Consider the following 18,488-nt stretch of genomic DNA (forward strand, 5'->3'; position numbering starts at 1 on the left):
TTTTACGCTGTTCCTTTTCTTAATGCCACCAACACATCATTCAATTGTTTTTCCAGCGGCGCAAAGAACTGAACCGGCTCACCACTATTCGGGTGCTTTATCGCGAGCCGTTCGGCGTGCAAAAACAAACGATTTAAACCAATTTTTCTAAGTTGTTCATCGAAACCGCGCATTCCATATTTAGGATCTTGGGCTATTGGGTGCCCTGCACACTGAGCATGAACGCGAATTTGATGCGTTCTCCCGGTAACGGGTGATGCTTCAACGAGCGTTGTATTAATATCACTAAGCGGATAGCGCTCGCGAACTTTAAAACGTGTTAACGATGCTTTACCCGCTTCATCTACACGTACTACTCGCTCACCGGATTGCAACGTGTTTTTTAAAAGTGGTGCATCTACTTTCTTTATCTTTCCTGGCCAACTTCCAAACACCAAGGCGATATAGGTTTTGTCCATATCTTTATCGCGAAGTTGTTCATGCAATACTCGTAAGGCCGAGCGCTTCTTTGCAACCATTAATAGCCCTGAGGTATCACGATCGAGCCGATGCACGAGCTCTAGAAATTTCGCGGTTGGCCGCAAAGCGCGCAAACCTTCAATCAAGCCATACTGCAAACCCGAACCGCCATGCACAGCCATCCCCGCCGGCTTATTAACAACGATCATGTAATCATCTTCGAAAACAATACATTCTTCTAGTTGCGAAATTTTATCTAAATTAGGATTCGGTAACGCTGGCTTCTCGTTCACTCGCACCGGAGGAATGCGGATTTCATCGCCTTCTTGTAAGCGATAATCGGGTTTGATTCGTTTTTTATTTACCCTCACTTCACCTTTACGAACGATTCGATAAATCATACTCTTCGGAACCCCTTTTAATTGGGTAAGTAAAAAGTTATCGATGCGCTGACCGCCCTCATCAGGGCCTATGGTATGAAAGCGAACTTGGTGCTGAATCTCACTCATGCGTGAAGGAATGCCTTTAATCAATTGAATCACAGAATAAATATGATGGCAGTATATCATGGCCGAGTTCACGGATGACAGCGCAAACCCAGATTTCAAACGCTATTTGTTGCTTGTCAGCACCCCAGTATAATGCGACAATGCGGTGTCAGATTTTTAATAATCTGCCTTATTATGTTTTTCTCGATGAATTTTTCTCGGAAAACACAACACTGACAAGCAGTGAACGCCTGTTTCGGCAATTAAGAAATTTATTGTTATGCGTAGTTGAGAATTCGCACTAAATAAACAAACTCATGGAGTGTTATTTAGGGGTTGGTATTCACCGGTTTAGCGCCACCAGATAAGCATATTGCAATCTGAGCGCACGAGATGAACTAACCACAGCAGACCAATTACGGGTAACCTCGCGAGCTTCCAATGAAATCGCGTTAAAGATAAAAGAATACTATTTACAACTCGCATTAGATTAGCTGTCCTTGCAGCGCGCACCATCAATAGATACGGTGCCGACAGCCAATTTTAGCAACGGAACGGGCCGTATTCGGCGAACCAGTGTTGTGATTTCGTACCCATAAACGTATGAGTCACACTATATGAAAAGAATGCTAATTAACGCAACGCAACTTGAAGAGCTTCGAGTTGCGCTTGTAGATGGACAACGCCTCTACGATCTAGACATTGAAAGTCCAGGTCACGAACAAAAAAAATCCAATATTTATAAGGGTAAAATAACCCGAGTTGAGCCAAGCCTTGAAGCCGCTTTTGTTGATTACGGCGCTGATAGACATGGTTTCCTACCTTTAAAAGAAATTGCCCGCACCTACTTCCCGAAAGGTTACAAATTCGATGGCCGCCCTAACATCCGTGATGTGGTTAAAGAAGGCCAAGAAGTAATTGTGCAAATTGATAAAGAAGAGCGCGGCCAAAAAGGCGCTGCGTTAACCACCTTTATCTCTTTGGCAGGTAGTTATCTCGTTTTGATGCCGAATAACCCGCGTGCCGGCGGTATTTCTCGCCGTATCGAAGGTGATGAACGTTCAGAATTGAAAGATGCCTTATCAGCACTAGAAGTTCCTGATGGCATGGGCTTAATTGTGCGCACCGCCGGAGTTGGTAAATCTTCAGAAGAGCTAGCTTGGGATTTAAACGTTTTATTGCACCACTGGACAGCCATAGAGCAGGTTTCATCAACGCGCCCTGCTCCATTTTTAGTTCATCAAGAATCAAACGTAATATTCCGCGCTATTCGTGATTATTTGCGCCGTGATATCGGTGAAATTCTTATCGATGACCAAACTATTTTTGATCAAGCGTGTGAGCACATCAAAATAGTGCGTCCAGATTTCCTTCAACGGGTAAAACTTTACCAAGGTGAAGTACCGTTATTTAGCCACTATCAAATTGAAAGCCAAATTGAAACGGCGTTTCAACGTGAAGTGCGTTTACCTTCGGGTGGCTCTATCTCAATTGATCCTACTGAAGCACTAACGTCTATCGATATTAACTCGGCGAAAGCAACCAAAGGCGGTGATATCGAAGAAACCGCTCTGCAAACTAATCTCGAAGCTGCGGATGAAATTGCACGCCAGCTTCGTTTGCGAGATGTGGGTGGCTTAATTGTTATCGATTTCATCGATATGACACCGCCAAAGCACCAGCGCGAAGTTGAGAATCGCTTACGTGATGCGCTTAAACAAGATCGCGCGCGGGTACAAACCGCTCGTATCTCTCGTTTTGGCTTGCTAGAAATGTCACGCCAGCGTTTGCGCCCTTCATTAGGCGAATCATCGAATCAAGTATGCCCTCGCTGTGATGGCCAAGGTACTATACGCGGTGATGAATCACTCGCGCTTTCAGTACTTCGTTTAATCGAAGAGGAATCTCTGAAAGACAACACTGGGCAAGTGAATGTTCAAGTTCCTGTTACGGTAGCGACGTATCTTCTGAACGAGAAACGCGCAGCATTGCGGGTGATCGAAGATCGCACGAAAGTAAGCATTCTAGTGATTCCGAATCAGCACTTAGAAACGCCGCATTTCGATGTTCAGCGCTTACGCACCGACGAAATGTCAGAAGTGCAAAGTTTCCGGTTACTGCAAGCCGCTGAGATCAAAGAAATTGAATTCTCAACGCCACGTGAAAAAGCAGCTGATGAACCTGCTCTAAAAACCCTTGTAGCTCCAGCTACTCCGCCACCTGCGGCAGCTCAACAAACAAAATCAGAAGGTCCTGGTTTACTCTCGCGTTTAAGCAAATGGATCGGTGAATTATTTACTGGTTCAGAAGCTGAGAAAGCGGAAGAGAAGAAAAAAGCTGAACGTAAAGCGAATGAAGCGAAACGCGCTGAGCAAGATAAGCGTAGAAATAGCAATAATCGCCGTCGTCCGAATCAGAATCGGAACCGTGGTGGTAAACGCGATGATCGTTCAGCGAAAAGCCAAACACAGAACGATAAACCAGAAGCTGAGCAACCGAATACGCAAGGCACTGGTGATAAGCAGGAACAACGCCCGCGTCGGAATCGTCGCCGTAAGCCTAGTTCGCAAAACCAGAATCAACCAGCAAATGTGCAGAATGAAGAAAAAGCTGCGGTAGATGCTAAAGATGATTCAGCACAGGCAACGAAGGTAAGCGAGCCAGCGCGTGGCGAAGAGCAAACCACACAAATGCCGAAAGAACGTCGTCAACGCCGTAATCTTTCGAAAAGCGTGCGAATGCAAAAAGCTGCAAATTCCGGAACCTCTAAAGACATAGTTTCTGAAAACAATGCTGCAGAAATATCTAGCAAGGAATCTTCAGAGGCAAACGTGAGCCCTGCTCCGGAAGTTGCTAAAGAAGAAGTGATAAACGATGCCAAGCTTGAAAACGCAGTTTCAGCAACGGAAAACTCTGTAAGTTCAGCAGTTGAAAGCGATGCGGAAAAACCGGCAGAAAAGCCAACCCGTAAACGTGCGCGCCGCAAACCTGCAAAAACGAAGGAAGAATCTTCTAGTGCAAAAGCTCAATCGGCTCCAGCCGATGATGCCAACGCAGAGGCTGCTCCAGTAGCAACGGAACAAACTACAGCTGAGGAAGTAAAGCCAGAGCCTACGCCAACGCCTGTTGACGATGTAAAAGCTGAACCTACTCCGGCACCTGCTGAAGAAGTAAAAGCTGAACCTACTCCGGCACCTGCTGAAGAAGCAAAAGCTGAACCTACTCCGGCACCTGCTGAAGAAGTAAAAGATGAACCTGCTCCGGCACCTGCTGAAGAAGTAAAAGCTGAACCTGCTCCAGCACCTGCTGAAGAAGCAAAAGCTGAACCTACTCCGGCACCTGCTGAAGAAGTGAAAGCTGAACCTGCTCCGGCACCTGCTGAAGAAGTAAAAGCTGAGCCTGCCCCGGCACCTGCTGAAGAAGTGAAAGCGGAATCGAAGCCCGTTGTTACGAAATCAGCGGCTGTTAAAAGTGTAGCGTCAGCTGCAATGACGAAAGCTGCAGCAGTTCTTGATGAGAACGTTGAATCACAAGGTCTAAGCTCAGCGCCAATTGAACGCCGTCCAGAAATTAAGCACTCTGGCCGTTACTCTGGCGTTAGCGGCGCTTTGAACAAAGCTGAAGCTGGTCCGGCACGCTGTGCTCCGCCAAAGGAATAAGGCGCAAGCAGCACCGAAAATAGTAATAAAGTAAAAAATAAAGCCGAGGTTATTAAAATAACCTCGGCTTTTTACTACCTGTACCATCCTTGGTTGCAACAATCCATGTTGCACATTCCGCTTTTTAATGGCTACTGAATTGGATTCAGCAAACCATCGCAACAATAGTCCGTTATTGTTACAAACTTATTTATAGCGTTATTTTTTCACGATTATCGTTCAAAACCTTTACACCAAGGCCTCGAACTTGCAAAAGCTGCTCAACATCTGTGAATTGACCAAGCTCTTCACGTAACTTAATGATCGCTTGAGCCCGAGCTTTACCAACGCCGCGTAACGCCGCCGCAAGCTCTTCAGCGCTTGCGCTATTGATATTTACTTTCTTTGATTGCGTTTCACGTTGCTCCTGCATATAGCGAAGAGTATCGGCGTAAGTTGCCGATTCATACTGCACGAATGCATTGTTATCAGATGATTTAACATCAACCGCTGCGGCAGTAAAAAGAAAAGCCCCAGAACAAGCAATTGCGATTAGTGATTTTGTAAACATAAAAGCTCCTTAAATAGAAAACGCTACCGTCCTGGTAGCGTTACTATTATAGAAGCCATCTTTATGATTACTATGAGGAAATTTCTGATATTTCGTGGTTTATAGCTGAAAGCAATTGATTTGGATTGCTATTTTCTCGAATAGGTCGCCCCATCACTAAATAATTCACACCGGCGCTTATCGCTTGAACGGGTGTCATCACCCGCTTTTGATCATGTGATTCGCTATTAGCCGGCCGAATTCCTGGTGTCACCAAAACAAACTCTTCACCGAGAGCCGCACGCAATATCTCGGCTTCTTGGGCTGAACATACTACACCGGCCAGCCCTGCTTCTTTTGCGTTTTTTGCTAGTGCCAAAACATGTTCCGGTAATGCTCGGCTTACACCCGTTGCCCTTAATTGCTCAGTAGACATGCTCGTTAGCACGGTAACAGCAATAAGTAACGGGGCTTTGTCACCATAGGGCTTAAGTGCTTCTTTCGCCGCGGTCATCATTTCATGCCCACCGCTTGCGTGCACATTTACCATCCACACACCGAGTTCAGCCGCCGCAGCAACCGCTTTAGCAACGGTGTTGGGAATATCATGAAATTTTAAATCTAGAAACACATCGAAATCACGAGCGTGCAGCGCTTGAACCAAATCTGGCCCCCCTGCGGTAAACAGCTCTTTCCCCACTTTTACCCGACATTCACTTGGATCTAGATTATCCACAAACCGAAGCGCATCAGCTGGCTTTGCATAATCCAAGGCTACAATAATTGATTTTTTCGTCATTCCCCGTCCAGCCCTCGTGTTGGTTTAATACTCCCCCAAGTTTTGCAACTTGGACAATGCCAATACAACGTTTGGCTCGCAAAGCCACAATGGCGGCAGCGATGCGTTGACCGTTGCTTTAATTGTTCAGCAACCATTGAACCTAATAACATTAAGCTCTTTCGTGCCCGCCCTTCATCAGCCGAAGCGACGTGAAACTGGATTAACTTATGGAAGGCTTTCATGGTCGGGCTCTTTTGCAGTGCCGCTAGCATAAACTGCTCAGCTGCCTCAACATCATTCCTACGCGCAATAATATCGCCTAGCATTACTACAGCGCTCGCACACGGGTGTTCGAGCACAATATCGTGCAACAACGCTACGAGGCCTTCAGAATCGCCCATGCCTTCATAACACTCGCGGAGTAATGGCAATATCTCAGGGATAAAATCGGGTTGTTGTTCGGTGATCGGCAATATATACGATATCGCTCGATTATGTTTATTCTGGCCAATCCACCACCGAGCAAGCGCAATACGAGCGCGAACACAATGAATATCGTGTTTTAGCGCCTTACCGTAAAATTTTAATGTTTGCGCTGGCTCTTCCTGCATTTCCGCAAGCTCACAGTAGAATTGAGCAATAACAACCTCAACGGCTTTATCCTTGCGCGATATTTTAAGCCCGATACGAATGGCTTTATCCCATTCGTGCGTGGCTTCATATAACGCGAGTAAGCTTTGTAAACTCTGGGATTGGTAGTTGGTATGTTGCTGCAATTCACGGAACATTTGCTCAGCCCGATCATAAATACCCGCGGAAAGATAATCTTGGCCGAGCTCATACATAGCATGCTGGCGTTCTTCTACCGAAAGAGATGGCCGGGAAATTAAATTCTGATGAATGCGAATAGCCCTATCTACTTCGCCTCGGCGGCGAAATAACTTACCAAGCGTCCAATGGGTTTCTATGGTTTCACTATCGATATCAAGCATATCGATAAAAAGATCGACCGCTTTATCGCTTTGTTCAGAAAGTAGCAGGTTGATACCTGTTACATAATTTCTAGAAAACTCTTCCTGCTCTTTTCGTTGTTCAGCACGAACACTGTTCCGGCCCATAAACCATCCATAGGCAGCCGCAACAGGTAAAAGTAGGAACAACAGTTCAAGCATTGATTAGCTCACCTTGTTCGCAGAAGACGAATCAGCACTCTGCTTACTAATCTTTATAATTGCTTTTTTCAGCTTTCTATTTTGCAAGCGCAACTTTAAATAACCTAAGCTCACCACGCACAAGCCCAGTAAAAAGCCTACAAATAGTGTTACTGCAATCACCATCGCCATCGTTGTTTCAACACGCATAAAGAGTAGATTAACGACTGCATCATTTGCGTTGTAACGCCCGAGAATGAAGGCTATCAAGAATAACACTAACACGGGTATTAAACTTACTATCACACGTAGCATAACGTTTCCCTGTGCGGTTCAGAAAAGAAAAAAGGCACGCTATTATAGCATGCCTTTTTATAAAACAGAGGTAAAACCAAGCAGTTAGCCTTGTACTGATTCGTTTACCCGCTCTCGTAGTGCTTTCCCAGGTTTAAAGTGCGGTACATATTTACCGCCCAAATCAACCTGATCACCAGTTTTCGGGTTACGCCCTACCCGTGGTTTCCGATAATGAAGCGAAAAGCTCCCAAAACCACGAATTTCAATGCGATCTCCTGCTGCTAGGGTATGCACCATAACTTCAAGAATTTCCCGAACACCACGCTCTACGTCTTTGGGTTGCAGCTCTGGCTGCTTATTAATCAGTTTTTCAATCAGTTCAGACTTCGTCATAACAGATCCTTCACGCTGATAACAAAACAGCCATTATCACAGTACATGTAACTTACTTTCGATTATTAATCGTCAGTTTTAGCTGCTTTAAATGCTTCCGCCATTGCGCTACTAAACGCAGCTTCTTCAGCACTACTGTTCACATTTTCCATTGCCGCTTTCTCTTCAGCTTCGTCTTTCGCTTTAATCGAAAGGCTGATTACGCGGTTTTTGCGATCGATACCAACATAACGGGCTTCAATCTCATCACCAACAGAAAGAACAGTAGAAGCATCTTCGATACGCTCACGAGCGATGTCTGATGCACGAACATAACCTTCAACACCGTCAGCTAACTTCACAGTAGCGCCTTTAGCGTCAACTTCGGTAATACTACCTTTAACAATAGCACCCTTCTTGTTCGCTGCAAGGAAGTTGTTCACTGGATCTTCAGAGATCTGCTTGATACCAAGTGAAATACGTTCGCGTTCTGCGTCAACTTGTAGAACTACAGCTTCAACTTCATCGCCTTTCTTGAAGTCACGAACGGCTTCTTCGCCAGTTGCGTTCCAAGAAATGTCAGATAAGTGAACTAAGCCATCAATGTTGCCGTCTAGGCCAATGAAGATACCAAAATCAGTGATTGATTTAATCTTACCACTCACTTTATCACCTTTCTGGAAGCCTTTAGCGAACTCTTCCCAAGGGTTTGGTTTACATTGTTTGATACCTAGAGAAATACGACGACGTTCTTCGTCGATTTCAAGAACCATAACTTCTACAACGTCGTCTAAGTTAACAATCTTAGATGGGTGAACGTTTTTGTTTGTCCAATCCATTTCAGAAACGTGAACCAAACCTTCAACACCTTCTTGCAGCTCTACGAAACAGCCGTAATCAGTAAGGTTAGTTACACGGCCAGATAATGTTGAGTTCTCTGGGTAACGTGCAGAAATATCGCTCCAAGGATCTTCGCCAAGCTGTTTCAAGCCTAAAGAAACACGCGTGCGATCACGATCAAACTTAAGAACTTTACAATTAATTTCATCGCCAACATTCACGATTTCGCTTGGGTGCTTAACACGTTTCCAAGCCATATCAGTGATGTGAAGTAAACCGTCTACGCCGCCTAAATCTACGAATGCGCCGTAATCAGTAAGGTTCTTAACGATACCTTTAACTTCTTGGCCTTCTTGTAGGTTTTCAAGCAACTCATCGCGCTCTGCACTGTTTTCTTTCTCAATAACAGCACGGCGAGAAACAACAACGTTGTTGCGCTTCTGATCGAGCTTGATTACTTTGAATTCTAAATCACGGTTTTCTAAGTGAGCAGTATCACGGATTGGGCGAACATCTACCAAAGAACCTGGTAAGAACGCACGTACGCCGTTAAGGTCAACTGTGAAGCCGCCTTTTACTTTGCCACTGATAATACCGATAACAGTTTCTTCATTTTCGTGAGCTGATTCAAGTTGCAACCAAGCTTCAAAACGTTTCGCTTTTTCACGAGAAAGAATAGTTTCACCGAAGCCATCTTCTACAGCATCTAGGGCTACTTCTACAGTATCGCCAACTGCGATTTCAAGCTCGCCTTCTGCGTTCATGAACTGTTCAGCTGGAATAGCACTTTCAGATTTCAGGCCGGCGTCAACCAGAACTAATCCTTTTGCAATGGCAACAACAGTACCTTTTACAATCGAACCAGGGCGGGTTTCTACTTCTTTGAGGCTTTCCTCAAATAGTTGGGCAAAATTTTCAGTCATAGGTTTAGTTAACTTCATTTATTAGACATCCACCAGAATTCCATCTCGGCGGGGTTGTTTCACATTATCAGAGCAATCCTTAGCTCCGACCCTTGAATGGCAGCACCTCAGCACTACCGCTTCAATTTGAATTGAGATACAACTACTTAGTTGTTAACCGTGTGTGCGCGTATTGCAACACCTGCTCAAGCACTTCTTCGATCGACATTGAAGTCGAATCTAGAATTAACGAATCCTCCGCTGGCGTCAATGGCGCAACAGAGCGATTCGTATCTCGATCATCACGATCTTTAATCTCAATGATTAATTCGTTCATATTAGCATCAAAGCCCTTTTCCTGCAATTGCAGGAAGCGGCGTCGAGCTCTTTCTTCAGCACTGGCGGTAAGGAATATCTTAGCTTCAGCATCGGGAAACACTACCGTACCCATATCACGTCCATCCGCTACCAATCCTGGCATATCGCGGAACGCCTGCTGCCGCCTTAATAAAGCGGAACGCACTGAAGGTAGAGCAGCAATTTTTGACGCCACATTACCAACCGATTCAGTTCGAATCGTCATGGTGATATCTTCACCTTCCAAAATGACGTGAGTTAAGCCAGTTTCATCGTTAGGCACGAACTCCACGTCAAGATCCGTTGCCAATGCAACTAAGCTTTCTTCATCTTCAGGGCCAAAATCATGATGCATTGCCGCGATCGCCAACACTCGGTAAATTGCACCGCTATCAAGCAGATGCCAGCCTAACTTTTCCGCTAATAAGCGGCAAAGCGTACCTTTACCGGCGCCACCAGGGCCGTCAATCGTGATGACTGGCGCTGTTTCTTGCGCCACATCTTCGGTGGTGGACGATTCGATATCCGACATGCTAACCCCTTTTGTACGCCCGCTAGCAAAATAATGGGCGTAGTTTCAATAAATTATTAAGCGCGCAAATTATACAGTGAATAGAGAAAATTGCACCTTAATTGCTGTAAACGATCGCGGAGAAATCAGAAAAGAAATCAGGGTAGGTTTTTCGACAACATTCAGGATCGAGAATGGTTACGCCACATGGAGCAAAACGCAAGAGTGCGAAACACATTGCCATTCGGTGGTCATCATAAGTGGCGATATCCGCGTGTTGCAGCGCTGCCGCGCCGCCTACAGGTGGTGTTATCCGAATCCAATCATCGCCCTCTTCCACATCAGCGCCACATTTTTTCAATTCTGTGGCCATAGCGTGCAACCGATCCGTTTCCTTTAAACGCCAATTCGCAACGTTTCGAATTTCAGTACTACCCTCGGCAAATAAAGCCGCAGTAGCTATCGTCATGGCGGCATCAGGAATATGATTCAAATCGAACATGCCTCCGCGCAATCCTTCATTTCCACTTTGCACGGTTATGCTTCTCGGTGCCCATGTCACTTCCGCACCCATCGCCTGCAATACCTCAGCGAAGGCCTTATCACCTTGCAAACTATCACTCCCAACACCGTGAACCGTTATTGGGCCCTTGCCAATAGCGCCGGCAGCAAGAAAATAGGAAGCTGATGAGGCATCACCTTCAATCCAATAAACGCCAGGCGATCGATATTGCTGCTTCCCTTGAATCAGAAACTCGCGCTCATTCAATTGTTCAACACGAGCACCGAACGAGGTCATCATCGCGATCGTAAGCTCAATGTACGGTTTAGATACAATTGTGCCAGTAAGTGTTAGGTGAGTATCACCCTCGAGCAGCGGTAGTAGCATCAGTAATGCGCTAACATACTGGCTCGACATACTGCCATCAATTGCTAATGAACCACCAGGCAGTTTACGCCCGCGAATTAACAACGGCGGGTAACCTGTAGATTGTTGATACTCGATATCAGCGCCAATTGAGCGCAACGCATCGACAAGAGGCCCGATTGGCCGCTCATACATTCGCGGTTCACCGGTTAGTTCGAACTCACCGACACTTGCACTAAGTATCGCGGCGAGCGGCCGCATAACGGTTCCCGCATTACCGAGAAACAACGACAACGCACTAGTGCTATTGGGTAAGCCCCCCAAGCCAGTGACATGCAGCGGGCCTGCATCGGCTTGCGCCGCGTTTTCGTCTAGATTGGGGGTACTCGTGATAACCACGCCAAGTGCAGTTAACGCTTCACGCATACGCGCGGTATCGTCACTCACCAGCATGTTATCGAGCTGGGTTGTACCCGACGCTAGAGCCGCTAACAGTAACGCCCGATTCGCAATGCTTTTAGAACCGGGTACATGTACCGCTCCTCGTACTTGAGGACGATAAGCTAAGGTAAGTTTATTGGTTGTTGATGTCATGTGCCGTAAACGCGCCTTAACCGTGTTGCGCTTCAGCCACGATTTCATCGTAAGCACGGTAGAACGCATCCATTTCTTCTGGCAACCCGATGCTCACGCGCAAGTGTTCCGGTAACTCGTAACCCGCTACCGGACGCACGATGACACCCTTCTCGAGCAATTTCTGATTGATTTCAGCGGAATTCGCGCCAAATCGAATAGTAATGAAGTTTCCGTGTGAAGGAATGTAGCTTAGCCCCCGAGCATCACAAAACGCCGTGATTTGCGCCATACCTTCGGCATTCACCTGAACCGAGTTTTGCAAAAACGCTTCATCTTGCAACGCCGCCATTGCAGCCGTTAGTGCCAATTCATTCATATTAAAAGGCTGGCGAATTCGATTCATTAAATCGGCTACTTTCGCATTTGATACCGCATACCCTGCACGCAAGCCAGCTAAGCCATACGCTTTCGAGAATGTGCGGGTTACTACTAAGTTTGGATAGGTATTAACCCACGAGAACGATGGCGCCCGCACATCACTTGGCACATACTCGTAATACGCTTCATCAAGCACTACCAAAATATTCTTCGGAACATTTGCGATGAAACTTTCTAGCGCTTCTGTGGATAAAAACGTGCCCGTTGGGTTATTTGGATTCGCCACAAATATCATGCGTGTTTTATCAGTGATCGCGGCCAACATAGCATCGAGGTCGTGCCCGTATTCTTTTGCAGTAACAGCAACTGGAGTAGCCCCTATCGCCTTTGTTACCAAGGGATACACCACAAACGCATGTTGAGAAAAAATCACTTCATGATGATCTGTTACGTAGGTTCTGGCGAGCAGTTCGAGTACATCATTTGAACCATTACCAAGCGTGATTTGGTTTGTATCTATAGCAAATTTTTGTGCAAGGGCTTGTTTTAAGTAAAAACCATTGGCATCTGGATACCGCGCTAGGCTATTAATTTTATCGGTTAACGCCTCTTTCACTAAGTGACTTACGCCTAATGGATTTTCATTTGAAGCAAGCTTTACGATATTACTAATACCGAGCTCTCGCTCTACTTCTTCAATAGGCTTGCCGGCTTGATACGGCTGTAATTCACGAATACCCGGTAAGGCTAAGCTTGCTGCGTCAAATTCTTGCATCAGAATCCTCTTTTCATCTTATCTAGTTGTTATTTTTCGGCCAACCAGTACAACTTAACAAAAAAGCACACAACATTACTTGTGCGCTTTTTCAAATCGAGTCATAAAATCGACCAATGCCTTTGCCGCATCGACAGGCATAGCGTTATACATACTTGCACGCATGCCACCAACAAAACGATGGCCTTTAAGTGCTACTAAACCTTCCGCTCGCGCTTGTTCTAGAAATAACGTATCAAGGTTGCTATCCGCCAATTGAAACGGGATATTCATTCGTGAGCGGTTCTGTGGCGCTATCGTATTTCGATAAAAACTGGAGTTATCAACGCACTCATATAACAACGACGATTTTGCCCTGTTTAATTCAGCCATCGCTTCTAACCCACCTTGTGCCTTGAGCCATTTAAATACTTCTGCGGCTAAATACCAAGCGAACGTGTTTGGCGTGTTATACATCGAGTGTTGTTCTGCCTGAACTTTATAATTCATAACTGTGCACACGCGTTCTTGCTGTGTTGCCAGCAAATCATTACGAATAATCACCACAGAAAGACCAGAAGGCCCAATGTTCTTTTGCGCACCTGCATAAATAATGCCGAACTTTGAAACATCGATAGGCTCGGCTAAAATCATCGACGACATATCCGCAACTATTGGCACACCAACCTCAGGCACTTCATATAAAGCAATGCCATCAACGGTTTCATTCGGGCAATAATGTAGGTACGCCGCATTCTTAGATAGCGCCCATTCGCTAATCGGCGGAATCGCTTTACCCAAGGGGGTTTCTGCAACTTTAGCCACTTCATTTACATGCGTTACGTATTTGCGCGCTTCGGCAATAGCAATATCTGACCATACGCCCGAATTTAAATAATCAACGGTAGCATCTGCGCTGGCGATATTTTGCGGAACCGCAGAAAAATGGGCTCTGCCACCACCGTGCATAAACAACACACTGTAATTATCAGGAATGGCCATCAAATCGCGAAGATCTTGCTCTGCTGCTTCGGTCATTTGAATATATATCGGATCTCGGTGGCTGATTTCCATAACCGAAACACCAAGGCCTTGCCAATCCAACAGCTCGTTTTGCGCCTTCTTTAAAACTGAGGCCGGCAACATTGCCGGCCCCGCTGAAAAGTTATAGATCATCACCTGAATCTCCAGAGCTTGGCTCAGCGCCATCACTCCCTACATCATCAGCCAAATTTTCATCAGTATCTGTTGCATCAACGGTTTCCGAAGCTTCGTCTGCAATTGCATCCAGCTCTTCTTCTTCCTCAAGTTCCGCAACACGTGCCATACCCACAACAAACTCATCAGCAGCCGTGCGAATCAAAGTAACGCCTTGGGTGTTGCGCCCAACTTGTGATACTTCGTCAACGCGGGTGCGTACTAACGTACCGCGGTTACTGATCAACATCAGGTGCTCACCGGAAACAACTTCCATAGCCCCTACTACCGCGCCATTACGCTCAGAAACCTTAATGGATACAACACCTTTCGTTGCCCGGCTCTTCGCTGGATATTCAGATAGCGGCGTGCGTTTACCGTAGCCATTTTCAGTAACGGTAAGTACAGCGCCTTCATCGGTACGTGGAATCAACAAGGAAACAATTTTCTGTTCCGGTTCAATCCGCATACCGCGAACACCCGTAGCTGTGCGGCCCATAGAGCGAACTTGATCTTCAGTAAAGCGTACTACCTTACCGGCATCTGAGAACAACATGATCTCACTATTGCCATCGGTAATATCAACACCAATTAATTCATCACCTTCAGTAAGGTTTAAAGCAATAATACCGCTAGTACGAGGGCGTGAGTAATCAGCCAATGGGGTTTTCTTCACAGTACCCTTGCGCGTAGCCATGATCACAAACTTATCTTCTTCAAAGTTCGCTATCGGCAAAATCGCATTAATACGTTCGTCGTCTTGCAGCGGCAGTAAATTCACAATCGGCTTACCACGTGCCGCGCGGCTGGCGTATGGAAGATTATAAGTTTTCATCCAGTACACACGGCCACGGCTTGAGAAGCACAGAATCATATCGTGAGTGTTAGCAACCAATAAACGCTCGATGAAATCTTCATCTTTCATTTTCGTAGCTGCTTTGCCTTTACCACCACGTTTTTGCGCTTCATATTCGGTTAACGATTGATATTTCACGTAACCTTGATGCGATAACGTAACCACCACATCTTCTTGTTCGATCAAATCTTCAAGATTGATATCGTGGCTCGCAGTGGTTATTTCTGTGCGGCGTTCATCACCGAATTCAGCTTGTGCTTGCACCAGCTCTTCGCGAATAACTTCCATTAGGCGCTCTGAACTGGCAAGAATGTGCATCAATTCTGCAATAACATCTAAAAGGCCTTTATATTCATCAAGAATTTTTTCGTGCTCAAGGCCAGTTAGTTTGTGTAACCGTAAATCTAGAATGGCTTGTGCTTGGTTTTCCGTTAGATGATAAATACCATCAATCACGCCAAAGCCAGGCTCAACCCAATCTGGGCGCGCCGCATCAACACCGGCACGTTCAAGCATTACGGATACATCACCAAGGTTCCAACCTTGTGCAATCAGCTGTGCTTTTGCTTCGGCTGGTGATGGTGAACGCTTGATCATCTCAATGATTTCATTGATGTTCGCCAACGCAACCGCTAACCCTTCGAGAATGTGCGCGCGTTCACGCGCTTTTCTTAATTCGTAAACGGTACGGCGAGTAACTACTTCGCGACGGTGCGTAATGAAACACTCAAGCATTTCACGTAAGGTAAAGAGCTTCGGTTGGCCTTTATCAAGGGCAACCATGTTGAAGCCAAAAGCTACTTGCATCTGCGTATTCTGATATAGGTGATTCAACATCACCTCACCTGATTCACCACGCTTCAGCTCAACCACCATGCGCATGCCATCTTTATCAGATTCATCGCGTAGTGCGCTAATACCTTCAATACGTTTTTCTTTTACCAGATCAGCGATTTTTTCAATTAGTTTGGCTTTATTAACCTGATATGGAAGTTCGTGCACAATAATCGTATCGCGGCCAGTGTTTTCATCCGTAATAACATCGGCACGCGCGCGAATGTAAATTTTACCGCGGCCAGTTCGATACGCATCAATAATGCCTTGGCGACCAGATACAATACCTGCGGTTGGGAAATCGGGACCAGGGATATGTTCCATCAGCTCTTCAAGCTGAATATCTGGGTTATCCACCATCGCTAAACAACCATTAATGACTTCTGTAAGGTTGTGCGGAGGGATATTGGTTGCCATACCTACAGCAATACCTGATGAGCCGTTGGCTAAAAGGTTTGGAATGCGGGTTGGTAATACTTCGGGGATAAACTCGGTGCCATCATAGTTCGGCACGAAATCGACGGTTTCTTTGTCTAAATCGGCTAAAAGCTGATGCGCTATTTTCGACATCCGTACTTCGGTATAACGCATTGCTGCAGCCGAATCGCCATCAACAGAACCGAAGTTACCTTGGCCATCCGCTAGCATGTAGCGTAATGAAAATGGCTGGGCCATTCGAACTATCGTATCGTAAACCGCAGAATCACCATGTGGGTGATATTTACCGATAACATCACCTACCACACGGGCAGATTTTTTATACGGCTTATTAAAATCGTTTCCAAGCACGTTCATCGCGAACAGTACGCGGCGGTGCACTGGTTTCAAACCGTCTCTTACATCCGGCAAAGCACGCCCAATGATAACGCTCATCGCGTAATCTAAGTACGAATTCTTTAGTTCGTCTTCGATATTAATCGGCATTACTTCTTTGGCAAGATCGCTCATATTTTTTCCCTAACAGTACTCTTCATATCGTTATAGTTTTCGAGTAAATCGCCTTACTGAATAACCGAAATAGCATACCACAGCACTCTGCTCATGACGACTCAAAAGCACACAGAAAAGTGAACTTATATCTGGTTTGCGCAACTTCATTTCGGTACACTTCCAAACAGCAATATGCACGAAGCCGTATGAGTGGCGCAAGGCCTTCTTTTAATCTTTCGGTAAATTCGAAGCATTCAGTTTTAGCATAAGGATTATTTACATGCAGCAAAACGTTGATCCCGCAGAAATAGAAAAATTCAATGCCATGGCCTCGCGGTGGTGGGATCCGGAAGGCGATTTCAAACCGTTGCATTTAATCAACCCACTCCGGCTTCAATTTATTGATCAACACGGATTGGGTATTGCCGGCCGCAAGGTTTTAGATGTTGGTTGTGGTGGTGGTTTGTTAACCGAGGGTTTAGCCAAGGCAGGTGCTCAGGTTACCGGCATTGACATGAGCCCAGATGCGTTAAGCGTTGCCCGTTTACATGCTTTGGATAACGAATTAGAAATCGATTATCAACAAACCACCGCAGAAGAGTTCGCCGCCAGTCATAAAGAACAGTTTGATATTGTTACCTGTTTGGAAATGCTCGAGCATGTTCCAGAGCCGTTGACGGTGATTGCTGCGTGCGCGCACATGGTGAAGCCCGGTGGCCGCATTATTTTCTCAACGTTAAATCGTACCCTTAAAGCCAAGTTGCTCGGTGTTTATGCCGCTGAATATCTTTTACGTTGGGTACCGCAAGGTACGCATGATGCGAAAAAGTTTATCCGCCCTGCTGAACTAATGGACATGGCAAATGCTGCAGGCCTGCGAGAGCTTGCCGCCACAGGTATTCATTACAACCCACTATTGAACCAATTCTTTATTAGCGATCGTAATCTTGATGTGAACTATCTGGTTGCCTGTGAAAAGCCCTTAGCGAAATAAAAAGCCATTAGCTAAATAAAATGCGGAGTATGTAAAGTGGTAAAGCAAACGATTCAACCCGATGCAGTATTGTTTGATCTGGATGGCACGCTCCTCGATACCGCTCCAGATCTGGGTCATGCCTTGAATCGCGTACTTAGCGCCCATAATCGTCCGTTGAAAACAAACCAAGAAATCCGTCCATACGCTTCACATGGTTCGTATGGCCTACTTAAACTTGGTTTCGGTAATGATTTTAACGACAGCAATCGCTTGCCACTCCGCCAACAGTTCTTAGATTACTATGAACAGCGCGTATGTGTTGATACGGTGCTATTTGCCGAAGTTGAGGCAATGCTAGCGCAATTACAAAGGTTCAAAATACCGGTAGCGATCGTTACCAACAAACCAACGCTTTATACTGAGTTGGTGTTGCAGCAGATACCGGCATTAGCCGCCATTAACGTTGTCGTGTGCGGCGATACACTCGCAGTGGCAAAGCCTGACCCGGCCCCGCTGTTGCACGCCTGCAAATTACTAAGTAAGCAACACGCACGCGCTATAAACCCGAATCAGTGTATCTATGTGGGTGATGCAGAGCGCGATATTGTTGCTGGCCGCAACGCAGGTATGCAAACCGTACTCGCAGATTACGGCTATATAGCCCCGGAAGATGAAGTTGCCACCTGGTTAGCGGATTACAGCATAACGAGACCTGGTGAGCTCTTAAGGCTTTTAGCGAGCAACTAGCGTTTCGCTCGTTGCTTCCTTAATAT

15 protein-coding genes are annotated in these 18,488 nt (G+C 45.9%); 3 read left to right on the top strand and 12 right to left on the bottom strand.

All coding sequences use genetic code 11. From position 1 onward, the window contains the following. Positions 1-2: 2 nt before the first annotated feature. A complete protein-coding gene (gene rluC, locus CWE13_RS01795; RefSeq protein ID WP_126805624.1) occupies positions 3-968 on the bottom strand; it encodes a 23S rRNA pseudouridine(955/2504/2580) synthase RluC in 966 nt (321 codons plus the stop codon). Between the two features lie 596 nt (positions 969-1,564). Between rluC and rne the strand changes: the two genes are divergently transcribed. Continuing rightward, on the top strand, positions 1,565-4,606 hold the full coding sequence (rne, locus tag CWE13_RS01800; RefSeq protein ID WP_126805625.1) for a ribonuclease E: 3,042 nt from the start codon (positions 1,565-1,567) through the stop codon (positions 4,604-4,606). A gap of 190 nt (positions 4,607-4,796) precedes the next feature. Here rne and CWE13_RS01805 read toward each other — a convergent pair whose 3' ends face one another. From CWE13_RS01805 to gyrA, 11 genes are all read right to left on the bottom strand, one after another. After that, positions 4,797-5,156, bottom strand: coding sequence for a ComEA family DNA-binding protein (locus tag CWE13_RS01805; protein WP_126805626.1), 360 nt, complete (start codon positions 5,154-5,156; stop codon positions 4,797-4,799). Positions 5,157-5,226: 70 nt separating this feature from the next. Next, positions 5,227-5,934, bottom strand: a complete 708-nt coding sequence (gene pyrF, locus CWE13_RS01810; RefSeq protein ID WP_126805627.1) for an orotidine-5'-phosphate decarboxylase — start codon at positions 5,932-5,934, stop codon at positions 5,227-5,229. Further along, positions 5,931-7,088 carry a lipopolysaccharide assembly protein LapB gene (lapB, locus tag CWE13_RS01815; protein ID WP_126805628.1) on the bottom strand — a complete coding sequence of 386 codons (1,158 nt, stop codon included), beginning with the start codon at positions 7,086-7,088 and terminating at the stop codon, positions 5,931-5,933. Before lapB ends, pyrF begins: the two co-directional genes overlap by 4 nt. A gap of 3 nt (positions 7,089-7,091) precedes the next feature. Further along, positions 7,092-7,382, bottom strand: a complete 291-nt coding sequence (locus CWE13_RS01820) for a lipopolysaccharide assembly protein LapA domain-containing protein (RefSeq protein ID WP_126805629.1) — start codon at positions 7,380-7,382, stop codon at positions 7,092-7,094. An 84-nt stretch (positions 7,383-7,466) separates the two neighbouring features. Further along, a complete protein-coding gene (gene ihfB, locus CWE13_RS01825) occupies positions 7,467-7,757 on the bottom strand; it encodes an integration host factor subunit beta (protein ID WP_126805630.1) in 291 nt (96 codons plus the stop codon). Positions 7,758-7,822: 65 nt separating this feature from the next. Then, entirely contained in the window at positions 7,823-9,499 is a 1,677-nt protein-coding gene (gene rpsA / locus CWE13_RS01830) for a 30S ribosomal protein S1 (RefSeq protein ID WP_126806141.1), read from the bottom strand. A 142-nt stretch (positions 9,500-9,641) separates the two neighbouring features. Further along, positions 9,642-10,367, bottom strand: coding sequence for a (d)CMP kinase (gene cmk, locus CWE13_RS01835; RefSeq protein ID WP_126805631.1), 726 nt, complete (start codon positions 10,365-10,367; stop codon positions 9,642-9,644). 97 nt (positions 10,368-10,464) lie between these two features. Further along, positions 10,465-11,808, bottom strand: coding sequence for a 3-phosphoshikimate 1-carboxyvinyltransferase (gene aroA, locus CWE13_RS01840; protein ID WP_126805632.1), 1,344 nt, complete (start codon positions 11,806-11,808; stop codon positions 10,465-10,467). A 16-nt stretch (positions 11,809-11,824) separates the two neighbouring features. Then, positions 11,825-12,943, bottom strand: a complete 1,119-nt coding sequence (gene hisC, locus CWE13_RS01845; RefSeq protein WP_126805633.1) for a histidinol-phosphate transaminase — start codon at positions 12,941-12,943, stop codon at positions 11,825-11,827. Between the two features lie 75 nt (positions 12,944-13,018). Beyond that, complete coding sequence (gene serC, locus CWE13_RS01850) at positions 13,019-14,098, bottom strand: 3-phosphoserine/phosphohydroxythreonine transaminase (RefSeq protein ID WP_126806143.1); 1,080 nt, start codon at positions 14,096-14,098, stop codon at positions 13,019-13,021. Beyond that, positions 14,088-16,757, bottom strand: coding sequence for a DNA topoisomerase (ATP-hydrolyzing) subunit A (gene gyrA, locus CWE13_RS01855; RefSeq protein WP_126805634.1), 2,670 nt, complete (start codon positions 16,755-16,757; stop codon positions 14,088-14,090). Before gyrA ends, serC begins: the two co-directional genes overlap by 11 nt. Positions 16,758-17,019: 262 nt before the next feature. Between gyrA and ubiG the strand changes: the two genes are divergently transcribed. After that, positions 17,020-17,733: a bifunctional 2-polyprenyl-6-hydroxyphenol methylase/3-demethylubiquinol 3-O-methyltransferase UbiG gene (ubiG, locus tag CWE13_RS01860; protein WP_198677872.1), complete on the top strand. Its 714-nt coding sequence runs from the start codon at positions 17,020-17,022 to the stop codon at positions 17,731-17,733. A 36-nt stretch (positions 17,734-17,769) separates the two neighbouring features. Then, on the top strand, positions 17,770-18,462 hold the full coding sequence (locus CWE13_RS01865; RefSeq protein WP_126805636.1) for an HAD family hydrolase: 693 nt from the start codon (positions 17,770-17,772) through the stop codon (positions 18,460-18,462). Positions 18,463-18,488: the final 26 nt, after the last annotated feature.

This window comes from Aliidiomarina shirensis, from assembly GCF_003987345.1.
Lineage (GTDB): Bacteria > Pseudomonadota > Gammaproteobacteria > Enterobacterales > Alteromonadaceae > Aliidiomarina > Aliidiomarina shirensis.

What these genes read in the sequence shown, in the direction of transcription:
- pyrF (WP_126805627.1), bottom strand. Translation starts at nt 5,934, where the DNA reads ATGACGAAAAAATCAATTATTGTAGCCTTGGATTATGCAAAGCCAGCT.
- CWE13_RS01805 (WP_126805626.1), bottom strand. Translation starts at nt 5,156, where the DNA reads ATGTTTACAAAATCACTAATCGCAATTGCTTGTTCTGGGGCTTTTCTT.
- rne (WP_126805625.1), top strand. Translation starts at nt 1,565, where the DNA reads ATGAAAAGAATGCTAATTAACGCAACGCAACTTGAAGAGCTTCGAGTT.
- gyrA (WP_126805634.1), bottom strand. Translation starts at nt 16,757, where the DNA reads ATGAGCGATCTTGCCAAAGAAGTAATGCCGATTAATATCGAAGACGAA.
- serC (WP_126806143.1), bottom strand. Translation starts at nt 14,098, where the DNA reads ATGATCTATAACTTTTCAGCGGGGCCGGCAATGTTGCCGGCCTCAGTT.
- lapB (WP_126805628.1), bottom strand. Translation starts at nt 7,088, where the DNA reads ATGCTTGAACTGTTGTTCCTACTTTTACCTGTTGCGGCTGCCTATGGA.
- CWE13_RS01820 (WP_126805629.1), bottom strand. Translation starts at nt 7,382, where the DNA reads ATGCTACGTGTGATAGTAAGTTTAATACCCGTGTTAGTGTTATTCTTG.
- rluC (WP_126805624.1), bottom strand. Translation starts at nt 968, where the DNA reads ATGAGTGAGATTCAGCACCAAGTTCGCTTTCATACCATAGGCCCTGAT.
- rpsA (WP_126806141.1), bottom strand. Translation starts at nt 9,499, where the DNA reads ATGACTGAAAATTTTGCCCAACTATTTGAGGAAAGCCTCAAAGAAGTA.
- cmk (WP_126805631.1), bottom strand. Translation starts at nt 10,367, where the DNA reads ATGTCGGATATCGAATCGTCCACCACCGAAGATGTGGCGCAAGAAACA.
- ihfB (WP_126805630.1), bottom strand. Translation starts at nt 7,757, where the DNA reads ATGACGAAGTCTGAACTGATTGAAAAACTGATTAATAAGCAGCCAGAG.
- aroA (WP_126805632.1), bottom strand. Translation starts at nt 11,808, where the DNA reads ATGACATCAACAACCAATAAACTTACCTTAGCTTATCGTCCTCAAGTA.
- hisC (WP_126805633.1), bottom strand. Translation starts at nt 12,943, where the DNA reads ATGCAAGAATTTGACGCAGCAAGCTTAGCCTTACCGGGTATTCGTGAA.
- ubiG (WP_198677872.1), top strand. Translation starts at nt 17,020, where the DNA reads ATGCAGCAAAACGTTGATCCCGCAGAAATAGAAAAATTCAATGCCATG.